The sequence below is a fragment of the Sphingomonas sp. SORGH_AS_0879 genome, assembly GCF_030819175.1.
Lineage (GTDB): Bacteria > Pseudomonadota > Alphaproteobacteria > Sphingomonadales > Sphingomonadaceae > Sphingomonas.
Window position 1 is genome coordinate 2,934,953 of record NZ_JAUTBJ010000002.1, and the last position, 15,228, is coordinate 2,950,180.

Here is a 15,228-nt window from a genome sequence, read left to right on the forward strand (position 1 = left end):
TGTCTTGTTCAAGCCCGTTCTGCTGTCCGGCCTGTCGGCCACCGCGCTCGCCAGCCTGCTCGCCGCCCCCGCCGCTGGCCAGAGCGCGCCGTCCTCGACCAATCGCGGTCGCGAGATCGTAGTGACCGCGCCGGTGCAGCAGTCGGAAACCGATGTGCTGTCGGGCACCTCCATCGTGACCGGCGACGAGTTGCAGCGCTCGATCCGCCCGACCATCGGCGAGACGCTGGCGCGCCAGCCGGGCGTGTCGGCCACCTCGTTCGGCCCCAACGCCTCGCGCCCCGTGCTGCGCGGTTTCCAGGGGGAGCGCATCCGCGTCCTGACCGACGGCATCGGCTCGATCGACGTGTCGAACACCAGCGTCGATCACGCGGTGGTCATCAACCCGCTGCTCGCCGAACGGGTCGAGGTGCTGCGCGGCCCCTCCGCCCTGCTGTTCGGTTCGTCGGCGGTCGGCGGCGTGGTCAATGTCATCGACACCCGCATCCCGCGCTCGGTGCCCGAGCAGGGCTATCGCCTGTCGGGCATCGCCTCCTATGGCTCGGCGGCCAATGAACGCTCGGTCGCCGGGGCGACCGATGTCGCGGTGGGCAAGCAGTTCGTCGTCCACGCCGATGGCTCGTATCTGAAGACCGACGATCTGAAGATCGGCGGCTATGTCCTGTCCCGGGGCGCCCGTGCGGAGGCACAGGCGGCGGCACGGCAGGCGCCGAACGATCCGCTCGACTTCGCCGGTGTCGCCAATCTGCGCGGTCGCCTGCCCAACACCGCCAGCGAGACGTGGACCGCCGGGGTCGGCGGCGCGCTGATCACGGACACGGGATCGCTCGGCATCGCGTACAGCCACTATGACAGCCTGTACGGCGTGCCGATCCGCTATAACCTGACCCCCGGCGGCGAAGAGCCGGAAGCCCCGCGCCTCAGCCTGGTCCAGAACCGTCTCGACCTGCGCGGCGAGATCCAGACCGGCGGCGGCTTCCTCGACCGCATCCGCCTGCGCGCGGGCGCAGCACAATATCGCCACTTCGAGCTTGAGGAGGATGGCGGCGTCGGCACAGCCTTCTACAATAAGGGCATCGAGAGCCGCCTGGAGTTGATCCAGTCCAAGCGTGGCGGCTGGCAGGGCGCGTCGGGCGTCCAGTTCCTCAATCGCGACTTCGACGTGCGCGGCGAAGAGGCGTTCCTGCCGCGCAACAACACCGCCCAGGTCGGCCTGTTCACCCTGCAACAACTGGATCGCGGTGCGTTCAAGATGGAGGCGGGTGGCCGCTTCGAGCACACCACGCTGACCGCCCGCACCGCCGTCACCGACGACCGGTTCTTCCGGGGCCAGCGCAGCTTCGACGCCTTTTCGGGGTCGATCGGCGCCAGCTATGGCTTCGCGCCCGACTGGCGCGCGGGTCTGAACCTGTCGCGCACCGAGCGCGCGCCCTCGGCGGAGGAATTGTTTGCCAACGGCCCCCATGCCGGGACCGAGGCCTATGAACTCGGCAATCCCGACTTCAAGAAGGAGTCGAGCTGGGGCATCGAGGCGACCGTGCACGGTCATGGCGAGGGCTATAGCTTCGACGCCTCGGCCTATTACAACCGCTTCTCCAATTACATCTACGACGCGCTGGTGACGCAGGGGCCGTGCGAAGCCGCCGCCGCGCCTTCGGGCCGCGAGGTCGACCTGCCCTGCTTCCAATATGCCCAGGCCGATGCGCGCTATTACGGGATCGAGGCGGAGGGCTCGCTGCGCCTCGCCACGGTCGGCCGATATGCGATCAACGCCGACCTGCTGGGCGATTATGTCCATGCGCGGATTCTGAACACCGGCCCGGTTCCACGCATCCCGCCACTGCGTCTGCTCGGCGGGCTGGAGGCCCAGTCGGACTTGGTCAACGCCCGCGTCGAGGTGGAGCGCAGCTTCAAGCAGACCCGCGTACTGGGACTGGAGACGCCGACCGACGGCTTCACGCTGGTCAACGCGTCGGTTCAGTTGAAGCCCTGGGGCGCGGTCAATCCGACCACGCTCACCCTGTCGGCGAACAACATCTTCGACGTGGATGCGCGCCGCCATGCCAGCGTGCTGAAGGATTTCGCACCGCTCGCCGGTCGCGACCTGCGCGCGACGCTCAGCTTCAGGCTCTGACGCCATACCGTGTCGCCCCGGTTCCGGCCGGGGCGACATCGATCCGCTTGCGCAACAAGTGATCGATGCTAGCTTCGCCCCATATTTCGACAGGGGGAATGACGATGGCATGGTGGCAATGGACGGCGGCGGCGTTGCTGGCGGGATACGCAGGCGAGGCCTCGGCCAAGGATAGCGCCCCCTGCCCCAAGGACCTGATCTGCGCCAGCGCGCCCGAGACGGTGGGCGGCGCGATGATCCGCGCGGGCTATCAGGGGCTGGTCGACACCGATAACGAGGGCGATCCGATGATCGTCAGCTCGGCGGCGGGATACAAGTTCAACATCCTGTTCTACGACTGCGAAGCGCATAAGGAATGCGCCTCGCTGCAATTCTCGATGCGGCTGACCCCGTCCAAGCCGCGCGACTTGGCCTTCGTCAACAAATGGAACAGCGAGAAGCGCTTCGCGCAGATGGCGCTGACCAAGGACGGCGACCTGCGGATAACCCATGACCTGACGACGATCGGCGGTGTCACGCGCGTGAATTTCACCGATACGGTTGAATGGTGGTCGACTTTGTTGGGGGCGGTTGACGCGTTTCTGGACGCCAACCCCTCGACCGGTCCCGCCGCACCGCCGCCCGGCAAACCCCTCTCCTGACCCCATGCCGGGGGTGGACAAAGCCCCCGGCCTTCGGGAGAAGCGGGACATAAGGAGAGATACCGATGTCCCGAATGGGCAAGTTCGACTGGGCGGACCCGTTTCTGCTCGACGACCAACTGACCGATGACGAGCGGATGATCCGCGACACCGCGCGCGCCTATGCCGACGATCGGCTGGCCCCGCGCATTATCGACGCCTTCGCCAACGAACATACCGATCCCGAAATCTTCCGCGAGATGGGCGAACTGGGGCTGTTGGGGCCGACCATCCCGGAGGAATATGGCGGAGTCGGCGCATCCTATGTCGCTTACGGCCTGATCGCACGCGAGGTGGAGCGGATCGACAGCGGCTATCGCTCGATGATGAGCGTGCAGTCCAGCCTGGTGATGTATCCGATCCACGCTTACGGCTCGGACGCGCAGAAGAGCCGCTACCTCCCCAGGCTGGCGAGCGGCGAGTGGATCGGCTGTTTCGGGCTGACCGAACCCGATGCGGGCTCCGACCCCGGCGGGATGCGCACGACCGCGAAGAAGGTCGAGGGCGGTTATGTCCTGTCGGGGGCCAAGACCTGGATTTCCAACTCGCCCATCGCCGATGTCTTCGTCATCTGGGCCAAGTCGGACGCGCATGGCGGCGCGATCCGGGGCTTCGTGCTGGAAAAGGGCATGAAGGGGCTGTCCGCGCCCAAGATCCAGAACAAGCTGTCCCTGCGCGCCTCGATCACCGGCATGGTGATGATGGACGAGGTGGCGGTGGGCGAGGAGGCGCTGCTGCCCCATGTCGAGGGGTTGAAGGGCCCGTTCGGCTGTCTCAACCGTGCGCGTTACGGCATCAGTTGGGGCGCGATGGGGGCGGCGGAATTCTGTTTCCATGCCGCGCGCCAATATGGCCTCGACCGCAAGCAGTTCGGGCGACCGCTGGCGGCGACGCAGCTTTTCCAGAAGAAGCTGGCCGACATGGAAACCGAGATCGCGCTGGGCCTCCAGGCGTCCCTTCGTGTCGGGCGGCTGATGGACGAAGGCCGGTTCGCGCCCGAGATGATCTCGATCGTCAAGCGCAACAATGTCGGCAAGGCGCTGGATATCGCGCGGGTATCGCGCGACATGCATGGCGGCAACGGTATTTCGGGGGAATATCAGGTGATGCGTCACCTGATGAACCTGGAGACGGTCAATACCTATGAAGGCGCGCACGACGTCCACGCACTGATCCTGGGCCGCGCCATCACCGGGATCGCGGCATTTTGATGCAGACCCAATTCCTCCCCATCTCCGATGGGGAGGGGGACCGCGGCCGAAGGCCGTGGTGGAGGGGCATGGCCGGTCCGTCCCGCCCCTCCACCATCCTTCGGATGGTCCCCCTCCCCAAGCAAGCTTGGGGAGGATTGAAGTGGTAAAACCCGCCCCCCTCGCCGGCCTGAAGGTCGTGGAACTCGCCCGCATCCTTGCCGGTCCCTGGGCCGGGCAGGTGCTGGCCGATCTCGGCGCGGAGGTCGTCAAGGTCGAGAGCCCGGAGGGCGACGACACCCGCCGCTGGGGCCCGCCCTTCATCGACAATCCGGATGGCAGCCGCGACGCCGCCTATTTCCACGCGGCCAATCGCGGCAAGACCTCCATCGTCGCGAACTTCGCCACTCCCGAGGGGCAGGCGACGGTCCGCGTCCTGGCCGCCGATGCCGATGTGGTGATCGAGAATTTCAAGCTGGGCGGCCTCGCCCGCTACGGCCTTGGTTACGACAGCCTGTCGGCGATCAACCCGCGCCTCGTCTATTGCTCGATCACCGGCTTCGGCCAGGACGGTCCCTATGCGGCACGGGCGGGATACGACTTCATCGTCCAGGGGATGAGCGGCATCATGGACCTGACCGGCGAGCCGACGGGCGCGCCGCTGAAGATCGGCGTCGCGCTCGCCGACATCATGACCGGGCTCTACGCGGTCATCGCGATCCAGGCCGCGCTCCACATGCGTGAGCGGACCGGGCGGGGGCAGCGGATCGACATGGCGCTGCTCGACACGATGACCGGGGTGCTCGCGAACCAGGCGATGAACTATCTCGCCTCCGGGGTGACGCCGACCCGGCTGGGCAACGCGCATCCCAATATCGTGCCCTATGCCGCCTTTCCCGCGAGCAACGGCTGGTTCATCCTAGCGGTCGGCAATGATGCGCAATTCCGGCGCTTCGCTGCGATCGTCGGGATCGACGGGGACGATCCGCGCTTCGCCACCAACGCGCTGCGTTGCGAGCACCGCGCCGCGCTGACGCCGATCATCGAAGCCGCGACCGCGCGCTGGCGGCGTGACGATCTGCTCGCCGCGCTAGAGGCGGCGGGCGTCCCGGCGGGGCCGATCAATACGGTGGAACAGGCCTTTGCCGATCCGCAAGTCCTCGCGCGCGGTCTCGCCATCCGGCCCGAGCGGCCGGACGGATCGACCGTCCCCGGTGTGCGCACACCGATCCGCTTCTCCGACGCCGACCTGTCGCTCGACCGCGCCGCGCCGATGCTGGGTCGGTAGCCGTCCGCCGCGCTATCCGCTAAACCCGCGCCCGCGATGACCAGCCTGACCGTCAACAACCAGCCCGTCCGCTATCGCCTGCCGCCCGACACGCCCTTGCTGTGGGCGTTGCGCGATGCGTCCAATCTGACGGGCACCAAATATGGCTGTGGCACCGGCGATTGCGGCGCATGCACGGTCGATGTCGACGGACGCGCGGTGCGCAGTTGCCAGGTCCCGATCGGGCGGATCGAGGGCAGCGTCGTCACCACCATCGAGGGGCTGTCGCGCGACCGATCGCATCCCGTCCAGCAGGCGTTCCTGGCGGCCAATGTCGGCCAGTGCGGCTATTGCATACCCGGCATGGTGATGGCCGCCGCCACGCTGATCCAGCGCAACCCCGACCCCTCGGAAGAGGTGATCCGCTCGAGCATCACCAATATCTGCCGCTGCGGCATCTATCCCCGGCTGGTCGAGGCGATCCAGCGCGCCGCCCGGGCCGCGCGCGGCGAGGAGACGATTCCCGCCGCTCCCCTGCCCGGCACCGATCCCGCCGATGCCGCCCGCGCCGTCCCCGCACTGGTCCCGGGCCAGGGCCCGCGCGAAGAACCATGAGGACCGCTACCCAATTCTTTCGCCAAGCTGACAAAGGGGTTCAGCATCCGCTCAACGCGGATGGGGCAGAGTTCGTCCTATGATCGGGGTCGGCTCGTGCGCCGACACATGGGGTTGAGGACGATGAACAGGCGTTGGATGGCGGCACTGCTGGCGGCGACGGCGATGGTTGCGGGTGCAATGCCCGCCATGGCGGCGGCGCAGCAAATGATCGATCAGGGTCCACGCGGTCGGCCCGAAGGCGGACCGAGGCCCGGTGGCCCCGGCGGCCCTGCCGGTCGTCTGCAACGCAGCGAAGGCCGCCCGATCTTCCACAATCGCGAGAACTTTCCGGAGAACCGCCCCGCCTTCCGCCCCGACCATGCGGAGGCACCGCGCGCCCCTCAACCCGGGCCCCAACCGGTCGCACCTCCCAGGCCAAGCGATCGTGGCGACTGGGGCAATCGCGGCGGTTTCGCAGGCGGCCCCCGTCCCGGCCCCGCGCCGGACCAGACCCGCCCCGATCGCGGCCCCGGCGGCGTGCGGATCGATCGCGGCGGCTGGCGCGACGACCGTGGCCCGCGATGGGGTGTTCCGGGGGGCGGTCCGGGGGCCGGTCCGGCCCGCGATCCGGGACAGGACCAGCGCTGGCGCGACCAACAACGTCGCCAGCGCGAGGACCGCGATCGCTGGCAGCGCAGCTATGGCGACTGGCGCGATCATTCCGACCAAGCCTATGGCTTTGCCGAGCGGCGCGCCTGGGCGGAACAGTGGAATCGCGGCTGGCGCCGCGACCGTCGCTATGACTGGATGCAATGGCGATCGCTGAACCGGGGCGCCTATCACCTGCCCCGCTATTACTCGCCTTTCCGCGACTATGATTATCAGCGTTTTTCCAGCGGGGTGATCATCGACCCGGTTTTCTTCGGCCAAAGCTATTGGCTGGACGATCCCTATGCCTATCGCCTGCCGCCCGCCTATGGCTCCTATCGCTGGGTCCGTTACTATAACGACGCGATCCTGGTCGACCTGCGCAGCGGGCTGGTCGTCGACGTGGTGTACGACATCTTCTGGTGATGGCGTGTGGGAGGGGGATCGGCGCGCCCCTCCCCCTTGCCTTTGTCCGCGCATCGTCGCACACCCCGTTCCATGTCGTTCTTCTCGAGGAAGCCCAAGGGCAACCCCGCCGCCTCCCCCTTGCGCGCGCAGTTCGGGGTGAGTGTCGCTCAGCATCTCGATGCCAATCCCGCGGTCACCCGCGTGACGACCGATACGGCGCAAATCTATTACCAGCCCGACTTTCTGACGCCCGATCAGTGCGATAAGCTGATGGCGATGATCGATTCCAATCGGCGCCCCTCGACGCTGTTGTCCGATCGGCCCGATTACGGCTTCCGCACCTCGGAAAGCTGCGACATGGCGCGCTGGTCGCCGGATGTTCAGCCGATCGACGAGTCGATCGCCGCGCTGCTCGGCATTTCCCCCGAACAGGGCGAGACGATGCAGGGACAGCGCTATGCCCCCGGCCAGCAGTTCCGCGCGCACCATGATTATTTCCACGAAAGCGAAAGCTATTGGGAAAAGGTGCGCGTCCATGGCGGACAGCGGACCTGGACCGCGATGATCTATCTCAACGACGTGCCCGAAGGCGGCGCGACCTGGTTTCCCCAGGCGGGCATCCGCGTAGCCCCGCGCCGGGGCCTGCTGCTCGCCTGGAACAATATGAAGCTGGACGGCAGCCCCAATGAGATGACCCTTCACGAAGGGATGCCGGTGGTCGAGGGCACCAAATACGTCATCACCAAATGGTTTCGCGAAGGAAACTGGGTCAGCTGACGGCCGCCGCCCGGCGCGGCCTCCCCCCTTGTCGCGACTCTACCCCGCATGGCATGGCGTTCGCGTGACGTTCCCGCATTTCGTGATCCGCCCATGACCGAGGTTCTCGGCATCGCCCAATCGATCCTGGGCCAGCCCTGGCGCTGGCGTGCGCTCGCCGCCGATGCGCGCGACGGCATGGGGCATGACGATCTGGTCGCGCAGCTTCTTCTTGCGCGCGGCTGCCCCCCCGATGCGGTCGAGGCGCACCGCACGCCCTCGATCCGGGGGTTCATGCCCGACCCCTCGATCTTCCGCGACATGGACCGCGCCGCCCAGCGGCTCGCCGATGCGGTGATCGCGCGTGAGGCGGTGGCGATCTTCGGCGATTATGACGTGGACGGTGCGACCTCGGCCGCGGTGATGGTCCGGCTGCTCCGCGACCTCGGGCTGTCTCCGCGCGCCTATATCCCCGACCGGATGACCGAGGGCTATGGCCCGACCGAGGCCGCGCTGCTGCGATTGCAGGCGGAGGGGGCGACGCTGATCGTCACCGTGGATTGCGGCGCGCAGGCCTTCGAGCCGCTGGCCGCCGCCCATGCCGCCGGGATCGAGGTGATGGTGGTCGATCACCATAAATGCGCCACCGAACTGCCCCTCGCCCATGCGGTGGTGAACCCCAATCGGCTGGACGAGGCGGAGGGGGCCGCGCACGGCCATCTCGCGGCGGTGGGCGTGTGCTTCCTGCTGGGTGCGGCGCTGATCCGGACGCTGCGGACACGCGGCTTCTTCGCCGACCGGGCCGAGCCCCGGCTGCTCGACCTGCTCGATCTGGTGGCGCTGGGCACGGTGGCGGACGTCGCCCCCTTGCGGGGCCTCAACCGTGCCTTCGTGGCGCAGGGGCTGAAGGTCATGGCGCAGCGGCGCAATATCGGCCTGGCCGCGCTGACCGAGGCGGCCCGGCTGACCCGCGCGCCGACCTGCACCGATCTGGGCTTTGCGCTCGGTCCCCGCATCAATGCGGGCGGGCGCGTCGGGCGGGCCGATCTGGGCGTAAGGCTGCTGACCACCGACGACCCGGCCGAAGCGCGCGCGATCGCGGAGGAACTCAACCATTTCAACGACGAACGCCGCGCGATCGAGGCGGGGGTACAAGCCATCGCGGAAACCGGCGTCGATCGCGTCCGTCAGGTCGCCATCGTGTCGGGCGAAGGCTGGCATCCCGGCGTCATCGGCATCGTCGCCGGGCGGCTGAAGGAAAAGCTCGACCGCCCCGCCATCGTCATCGCGGTGGACGAGAACGGCATCGGCAAGGGCTCGGGCCGCTCGATCAGCGGCGTCGACCTAGGCGCGGCGATCCTGGCGGCCAAGGAACACGGCCTGCTGATCGCGGGCGGCGGCCATGCGATGGCGGCGGGCTTGACGGTCGAGGCGGGACGGATCGCCGAACTCGCCGATTTCCTGGAAGACCGCCTCGCCGCCGCCGTCGTACAGGCCAGCGCCGGTCGCGCGCTGCTGCTCGACGCCGTGCTGGCACCCGGCGGCGTGAACCCCGCGCTGGTGGGTGCGATGGAGGCCGGTGGGCCCTATGGCATGGGCTGGCCCGCCCCCCGCGTGGCGGCGGGCCCCTTCCGGGTCATCCGCGCCGATCTGGTCGGCACCAACCATGTCCGCGCGATCGTGGCGGGCCCCGACGGGCGCAGCCTGAAAGCCATGGCCTTCCGCCACGCCGACACGGCACTCGGCCAAGCCCTCCTGGGTGCGGGCAGCACCCGCCGCCTCTGGCTGGCCGGACGTGCCAAAGTGGATGACTGGTCGGGCCGCGACGTCGCCGAACTCCATGTCGAGGACGCCGCCTGGGCTGATTGAAACGGAATTGAAAACAAGCCCTTGACCGTTCCTACCCCCTCCCTTAGAGGCCCCTCCACGCCACCCGGCGGCCCCTTCGTCTAGCGGTTAGGACGCGGCCCTTTCACGGCTGAAACACGGGTTCGATTCCCGTAGGGGTCACCATTTCCCGACCTTTTTGGCGGAAATTGGCGGATTTAGGTACAATCTATCGACGCTCAGCCCACCCGGTGGTACAAAAGGGTGGTACAAATGAGGGTTCGAGTGGCTGGGTTGTACCGTCATCCCAAGTCGAGAATGTGGTGGTTCCGCATGGTCGTGCCGGAACGCTATCGCGCTGCCGCGGGCAAACGCGAATGGAAGTATTCCCTCGAAACCAGCGACGAGAGTGAGGCGCGCCTGCGCCATGCCGAGAAGCTGGCGGAAATCCGCCGCTATATGGCCGGGCTCGATGTGCAGGAGGCCGCGTCGGTCGGCGACCGGGCGGACGAAATCGTCGCGCGCGGCATGACCGCCCTCGCCCGCTCCAATATCGTCCATCAGGCGTCGATCGGCCTCAACTTCGATATGGCGCGTGGTCTCGACAACGTGACCTATGCGATATTGAAGGTCCTGAGCTTCCGCGTGAGGCTGGGCTGGGGCGGAAAGCACGCGGCGGCGGCGCAGCGGCAACGCTTCAGCGCGATCGACCCGGATGCGGAAGACGATACGCCGGAATTCGCGCCTGACCTGCCGCCCGAAGCCGGATCGGCGTTCCAGACGCTCGATCATCGCAAGCTGGCCTCTGCGCAGATCGAAGCATTCGAGGGTCAGCCGAGCTATCAGGGCGCGGCGTTCCGCGAGGTTGCGCGCGGCCTGCTCGCCGCCCGCGACTGGAAGGCCGCCGCGTTCGAAGCGCAACTGGTGGCCCATGCTGCAGGCATGACCTTGATCACCCGCGGGGCGTTATTCGACGCGATCGTCGAGCGGGTGCTGCGACACCTGGCCGAGCACCGCTTCATGCACTGGCCCGAAGATGCCGACCTTGTGCTCAATCCCATGGCGACCGCGATGGGCTCCTATCTGACCGAGCAGAGCACCCCCGCCCCGGAAGCCGGAGACGCCCCGGATCGGTCGCTTCGCGCGCTTTACGCTCAATGGCGTGCAAAGCATAACCTTGCCGAAGACGAAGCGCTGAAATCCGCCGACGAATGGCTGCTCGCCGTGCGCCGCTTCGAGGATCTGATCGGCACCAAGCCTGTGCCTTCAATCACGGCCAAGGATGTCCGCACATATCGCGACCTGTGCGCCAACTTGCCGTCGCGGGTGAAGAAGAGCATCAAGGCGCTGCCCGCCCGAGAGCAGATCAAAATAGCTGCTGCGCAAAAACTGCCCAAACTGTCCCCTCCCTCGGTCGGCAAACATGTCGCGGCGATCAAGGCGCTCCTGTCGGTCGCGAAGGAATATGAGTGGGTTCCGGTCAACGTCGCCGAGGGCATCACCGTCGAAGGCGCCCGCCATACCGGCACCGAACGCGACCACTTCAACGACCGTGAGATGGCGCTCATCTACAACTCCCGGTTGATGACCGATCCGGACGCCTGCTCGGACACCATGTTCTGGATCCTGTTCCTTGCGCCCTTCCACGGCTCTCGCCCAGGCGAGCACTGCCAGCTCAAGCCACACGAAATCGTGCAGGAAGAAGGCGACTGGATCATGCGGTTCCGCGCCGATCGCCATGCGCAGCAAAACGAGGATGGCACACCGCAAGCCCGTCGTCGCCTCAAGACGCTGCAATCGCAGCGCGACGTTCCGCTGCATTGGATCGTTCTGGAGGGCGGCTTTCTCGACTTCGTCGCCGTCCAGCAGGCACGTCGCGCGCCCTGGCTTTTCGACGATCTGAAGCCCGCCAAGTACGGCAATCGCTACACCTACCTTTCGCGCACCATCAACGACGAGCTGCGTCGGCTGGGGATCACCGATACGGACAAGGCGTTCTACTCGACCAGGCACAGCATGAAGCGCGAAGGCCGTCGCCGCCGCATACCAGACCGCAATCTCGATCAGGCTGCTGGTCATGCGCCCGCCACTTCCGGCCAACGCTATGGACAGGGCGTACCCATCGATATCCTGAAGGAGGATATGGATCGGCTTGAGTTCCCCAGCGTCAACTGGGATGCGGTCGTCCATTGCGCACGGGCACGTGTCGCGCGCTATCGCGATCGCATGGGCGTGACGGGATTACGTCTGTGAACAACCGGATCGGGACGGCTCCCATACCTAGGCTGGAACGTGCCCGCTCAGTTCTCCCTGCCAGGGTTCAGATTAGCCGCCATGAAGTCGATGAAGCATCGCAGCTTGGGCGTGACTTGGCGGCTTTCCGGCCACAGGACGTTGAACTGGTCCGTGTCCCGCACATGCGTGTCTAGCACCGCGGCCAATCGACCGTCGGCGATCTCCTCGCGCACGGCGAAGGGCGGTAGGCAGGCGATACCATGACCGGCAACCGTGAGATGGATCAGCGGGTCGACCGCCGTCGCGCTCATTGTTTCGGGGAGTGATCGCCTATCCATATCGAGTGGCCAGGGGCGCAGCTTGCCGGTCGTGGGCGAGCGCTGGCGCAGGCAACGATGTGTGCTCAAATCTTCGGGCGCGGCTGGCGTACCATGCCGGGCGAGATAAGCCGGCGCCGCGACGATGCGTAGCCGGAAGCGCCCAAGATTGCGGCTCATCAGCCTGCTGTCGGACGGCTGGCCGGTACGAATGACCGCATCAAAGCCTTCCTCGATCAGATCCACGAGTCGATCGCTGAAGTCGAGGTCGAGCCGGACGTCGGGATAAGCATCCATGAAGGCCGAAAGGACGGGTGTCAGTAACATCGCCACCAGCGGCAGGCTGACGCGCAACCGTCCCCGCGGTACAATCCGGGTCTGCGCCAGTTCGGCCTGCGCCGCTTCCATTTCCGCGATCATGCGCAGGCTGCGCTCGAAGAACATTCGTCCTTCCTCGGTCAGCGCCATGTTGCGTGTATTGCGGTGGAAGAGCCGCACCTGAAGTTCGTCCTCGAGGCGCGCAACCGCCTTGCCGACCGCCGAAGCCGTCGAACCAAGCTTGCGGCCGGCGCCAACGAAGCTGCCGGTCTCGGCCGCCTGCACGAAGGCTTCCATGGCAACGAAGCGGTCCATCACCACCCTTTACTGGAAACATGTTCCGGAGTCACCGGAACACGGGCCCGTTTCTCCGGAGTCGGCGCGGGGCTAACAAGGCCCGGTATCCATGCGGAGATCGTTATGACGGCCAGCTTTACCCGCTCCCCGGTTTCGACCACCTTCATCGTCAACGTCATTCATGCCCATGCCGGCAAGCAGGATGAAGCCTTCGCGATCATCCGGGATGTCGTCCACTATGTTGCCGAGCGAAAGCCGGGCTTTCTGTGGAGCAGCCTCGCCAAGAGCACCGATGGCCTAACGGTCGTGAATATCGAGGCGATCAGCGACGCGGGCGATGTGGAGCTCTTCTTCTCGGACCCGCTGTTCCGCGAAAAGTTCGAGAAGCTGGATGCGGTGTCGACGAGCGAATTCCACACCTACACCGTCGGTGACCTCGTGCTGCCCAAGGTTGCACCGTGAACACTGTCCCCGAGCGACTGCAACTCGGCGGCCTTCTGGCGCTGGCGACCGCCGGTTTCGTTACGATCCTGACCGAGGCTCTGCCCGCCGGCCTCCTGCCGCAGATCGGCAATGGCCTCGACGTCGGCGAGGCACTCGCGGGCCAATGGGTCAGCGTCTATGCGTTCGGCTCACTGATTGCAGCGATCCCGCTGACGGCGGCGACGCGCACTTGTCGACGCAGGCCGTTGTTGCTGGCGGCGATCATCGGCTTCGCCCTTGCGAACGGCGTGACCGCGATGACGGGCAGCTTCATGGTGTCGCTCGCCGCACGGTTCGTCGGCGGTGTGTCGGCAGGACTGCTCTGGGCGCTGCTGGCGGGCTACGCTATCCGCCTAGCCCCCGAGCGGCTCGCGGGTCGCGCCATGGCGATCGCGATGGCGGGAACGCCGGTCGCGCTCTCCATCGGCATTCCGGCCGGTACGATGCTCGGCACCCTTGCCGGCTGGCGCATCGCCTTCGCGACGCTGAGCGGCATCGCGATCCTGCTGGCGGCATGGATGGCGCTGCGACTGCCGGACTTTCCCGGAGAAGAGGCCGCGCACCGGCCCTCGTTGCGGCAAGTCTTCGTGCTGCCGGGGGTCCGGCCGGTGCTGCTGCTCACCCTCAGCTTCGTCCTCGCCCACAATATCCTCTACACCTATATCGCCCCGCTGTTGGCCGAGGCCGATCTCGCGAGCCGGACGGACCTGGTCCTGCTCGCCTTCGGCGTGGCGGGATTGGTCAGCATCGTTGTGACGGGCCTGCTGATCGACGGGCATCTGCGCCTGCTGACGGCGATCTGCGTCACCCTGTTCGCGATCGCCGCGGCGATGCTGGGGACCAGTTCGTCCGTGACGCTCATCTATGCCGCCGTGCTGGCCTGGGGACTTGGATTCGGGGGCGCGGCGACGCTGTTCCAGACCGCATCGGCCCGCGCGGCGGGCAGCGCGGCCGATGTCGCGCAGGCGATGATCGTCACGGCATGGAACCTCGCCATCGCCGGCGGCGCGGTCGGCGGAGGCTTGGTTCTCGATCAGGTGCGAGCTGGCGCGCTGCCGTGGTTCGCTCTGGTCCTGCTAGTTGTCGCTGCCACCACGCTCGTGCCGGTCCGCGCGCTCAATCGCCGGAGGGCGTGACGCGGCCGACGCGGTTGGCGGCCACGAAGAAATCGATCGTCGCGCGCACCGACGGGCGCACCTGGCGTCGGCTCGCATGATAGATGAAGAAGCCCGGGAAGGGCGGGCAATGTTCGGGGAACAGCTCGACCAGCCGCCCCGCCGCCAGGTCGTCGGCGATCACGCTCTCAATCATGAACGCGATCCCCGCGCCGTCGCACACCGCGCGCCGCAACAGCGCGTCGTCGTTGACGATCAGCGTCTGCGGCAGTGCGTCGAGCGTCAGGTCCGCGCCCTCGCGCGTCACCTCCCAGCGATAGATGCCGCCGCCCAGCCGACGGTGCAGGCAGCGGTGATCCGCCAGCTCTTCCAGGGTCGTCGGTCGCCCGTACCGCGCGAGATAGGCCGGCGATGCCACCGCCGCCATCCGCAACGGACCGCCGATCCGCGTCGCGATCATGTCGGGACGTAGCGTCTCGCCCAGCCGCACCCCGAGGTCATAGCCTTCCGCCACCGTGTCGACGAACCGGTCGTCGATCACCAGATCGAGCGTGATGCCCGGATAGGCATCGACGAACGCGGCGAGATGCGGCGCGAACAGCGCATGGGCCGACAGCGGCGTCAGCGTGATCCGCACCGGGCCGGCCGGCGCGGCATCGGTGTCGCGGACATCCGCGACGGCGGCGTCGATCTCGCCGAGCGCGGGGCCGACGCGGTCGAGCAACGCCCGCCCGGCATCGGTCAAGGCCAGGCTGCGCGTCGAACGGTTGAGCAAGCGGATGCCGAGTGTCGCCTCCAGCTCGGCGACCGCATGGCTCACCGCCGATGGCGACATTCCCAAGGTCCTGGCCGCCGCACGAAATCCACCCGCCCGTGCCACCGCGGCAAAGATGCTGAGGCGCGCCAGCCGCTCACGATCCATTGTCTCACCTCATCGAACGGCGTGTTCCATATAG

Annotated in this window: 13 protein-coding genes and 1 tRNA gene; 12 read left to right on the forward strand and 2 right to left on the reverse strand. The window is 67.1% G+C overall.

What is annotated here, in order from left to right; translation table 11 throughout:
• Positions 1-4: 4 nt before the first annotated feature.
• From QE379_RS14320 to QE379_RS14365, 10 genes are all read left to right on the forward strand, one after another.
• Positions 5-2,134: a TonB-dependent receptor gene (locus tag QE379_RS14320; protein WP_307001470.1), complete on the forward strand. Its 2,130-nt coding sequence runs from the start codon at positions 5-7 to the stop codon at positions 2,132-2,134.
• A 98-nt stretch (positions 2,135-2,232) separates the two neighbouring features.
• Positions 2,233-2,775: a YbjN domain-containing protein gene (locus QE379_RS14325; RefSeq protein WP_307001472.1), complete on the forward strand. Its 543-nt coding sequence runs from the start codon at positions 2,233-2,235 to the stop codon at positions 2,773-2,775.
• A gap of 65 nt (positions 2,776-2,840) precedes the next feature.
• Positions 2,841-4,025: an acyl-CoA dehydrogenase gene (locus QE379_RS14330; RefSeq protein ID WP_307001474.1), complete on the forward strand. Its 1,185-nt coding sequence runs from the start codon at positions 2,841-2,843 to the stop codon at positions 4,023-4,025.
• Between the two features lie 142 nt (positions 4,026-4,167).
• Positions 4,168-5,292, forward strand: a complete 1,125-nt coding sequence (locus tag QE379_RS14335) for a CaiB/BaiF CoA-transferase family protein (RefSeq protein ID WP_307001475.1) — start codon at positions 4,168-4,170, stop codon at positions 5,290-5,292.
• Positions 5,293-5,328: 36 nt separating this feature from the next.
• Positions 5,329-5,886, forward strand: coding sequence for a (2Fe-2S)-binding protein (locus QE379_RS14340; protein WP_307001476.1), 558 nt, complete (start codon positions 5,329-5,331; stop codon positions 5,884-5,886).
• Between the two features lie 123 nt (positions 5,887-6,009).
• Entirely contained in the window at positions 6,010-6,942 is a 933-nt protein-coding gene (locus QE379_RS14345) for an RcnB family protein (RefSeq protein ID WP_307001477.1), read from the forward strand.
• A 72-nt stretch (positions 6,943-7,014) separates the two neighbouring features.
• On the forward strand, positions 7,015-7,701 hold the full coding sequence (locus QE379_RS14350; RefSeq protein WP_307001478.1) for a 2OG-Fe(II) oxygenase: 687 nt from the start codon (positions 7,015-7,017) through the stop codon (positions 7,699-7,701).
• Between the two features lie 93 nt (positions 7,702-7,794).
• Positions 7,795-9,549 (forward strand): single-stranded-DNA-specific exonuclease RecJ, encoded by a 1,755-nt coding sequence (gene recJ, locus QE379_RS14355; protein ID WP_307001479.1) that lies wholly within the window; start codon positions 7,795-7,797, stop codon positions 9,547-9,549.
• A 69-nt stretch (positions 9,550-9,618) separates the two neighbouring features.
• Positions 9,619-9,693 (forward strand) — tRNA-Glu (locus QE379_RS14360).
• A gap of 87 nt (positions 9,694-9,780) precedes the next feature.
• Positions 9,781-11,760 carry a DUF6538 domain-containing protein gene (locus tag QE379_RS14365; protein WP_307001481.1) on the forward strand — a complete coding sequence of 660 codons (1,980 nt, stop codon included), beginning with the start codon at positions 9,781-9,783 and terminating at the stop codon, positions 11,758-11,760.
• Between the two features lie 47 nt (positions 11,761-11,807).
• On the opposite strand, the gene QE379_RS14370 is transcribed toward QE379_RS14365, so the two are convergent.
• Positions 11,808-12,692 carry a LysR family transcriptional regulator gene (locus QE379_RS14370; RefSeq protein ID WP_307001483.1) on the reverse strand — a complete coding sequence of 295 codons (885 nt, stop codon included), beginning with the start codon at positions 12,690-12,692 and terminating at the stop codon, positions 11,808-11,810.
• Between the two features lie 105 nt (positions 12,693-12,797).
• On the opposite strand from QE379_RS14370, the gene QE379_RS14375 reads away from it, so the two are divergent.
• On the forward strand, positions 12,798-13,136 hold the full coding sequence (locus QE379_RS14375) for a hypothetical protein (protein WP_307001486.1): 339 nt from the start codon (positions 12,798-12,800) through the stop codon (positions 13,134-13,136).
• Positions 13,133-14,293, forward strand: coding sequence for an MFS transporter (locus QE379_RS14380; protein ID WP_307001488.1), 1,161 nt, complete (start codon positions 13,133-13,135; stop codon positions 14,291-14,293). The genes QE379_RS14375 and QE379_RS14380 overlap by 4 nt, the downstream gene beginning before the upstream one ends.
• On the opposite strand, the gene QE379_RS14385 is transcribed toward QE379_RS14380, so the two are convergent.
• Positions 14,274-15,194, reverse strand: a complete 921-nt coding sequence (locus QE379_RS14385; protein ID WP_307001491.1) for a LysR substrate-binding domain-containing protein — start codon at positions 15,192-15,194, stop codon at positions 14,274-14,276. The genes QE379_RS14380 and QE379_RS14385 overlap by 20 nt on opposite strands.
• Positions 15,195-15,228 lie beyond the last annotated feature (34 nt).

Bases quoted from the DNA above. Each gene is read 5' to 3' on its own strand.
- QE379_RS14325 (WP_307001472.1), top strand. From the start codon at position 2,233: ATGACGATGGCATGGTGGCAATGGACGGCGGCGGCGTTGCTGGCGGGA.
- QE379_RS14330 (WP_307001474.1), top strand. From the start codon at position 2,841: ATGTCCCGAATGGGCAAGTTCGACTGGGCGGACCCGTTTCTGCTCGAC.
- QE379_RS14340 (WP_307001476.1), top strand. From the start codon at position 5,329: ATGACCAGCCTGACCGTCAACAACCAGCCCGTCCGCTATCGCCTGCCG.
- QE379_RS14345 (WP_307001477.1), top strand. From the start codon at position 6,010: ATGAACAGGCGTTGGATGGCGGCACTGCTGGCGGCGACGGCGATGGTT.
- QE379_RS14350 (WP_307001478.1), top strand. From the start codon at position 7,015: ATGTCGTTCTTCTCGAGGAAGCCCAAGGGCAACCCCGCCGCCTCCCCC.
- recJ (WP_307001479.1), top strand. From the start codon at position 7,795: ATGACCGAGGTTCTCGGCATCGCCCAATCGATCCTGGGCCAGCCCTGG.
- QE379_RS14365 (WP_307001481.1), top strand. From the start codon at position 9,781: ATGAGGGTTCGAGTGGCTGGGTTGTACCGTCATCCCAAGTCGAGAATG.
- QE379_RS14370 (WP_307001483.1), bottom strand. From the start codon at position 12,692: ATGGACCGCTTCGTTGCCATGGAAGCCTTCGTGCAGGCGGCCGAGACC.
- QE379_RS14375 (WP_307001486.1), top strand. From the start codon at position 12,798: ATGACGGCCAGCTTTACCCGCTCCCCGGTTTCGACCACCTTCATCGTC.
- QE379_RS14385 (WP_307001491.1), bottom strand. From the start codon at position 15,194: ATGGATCGTGAGCGGCTGGCGCGCCTCAGCATCTTTGCCGCGGTGGCA.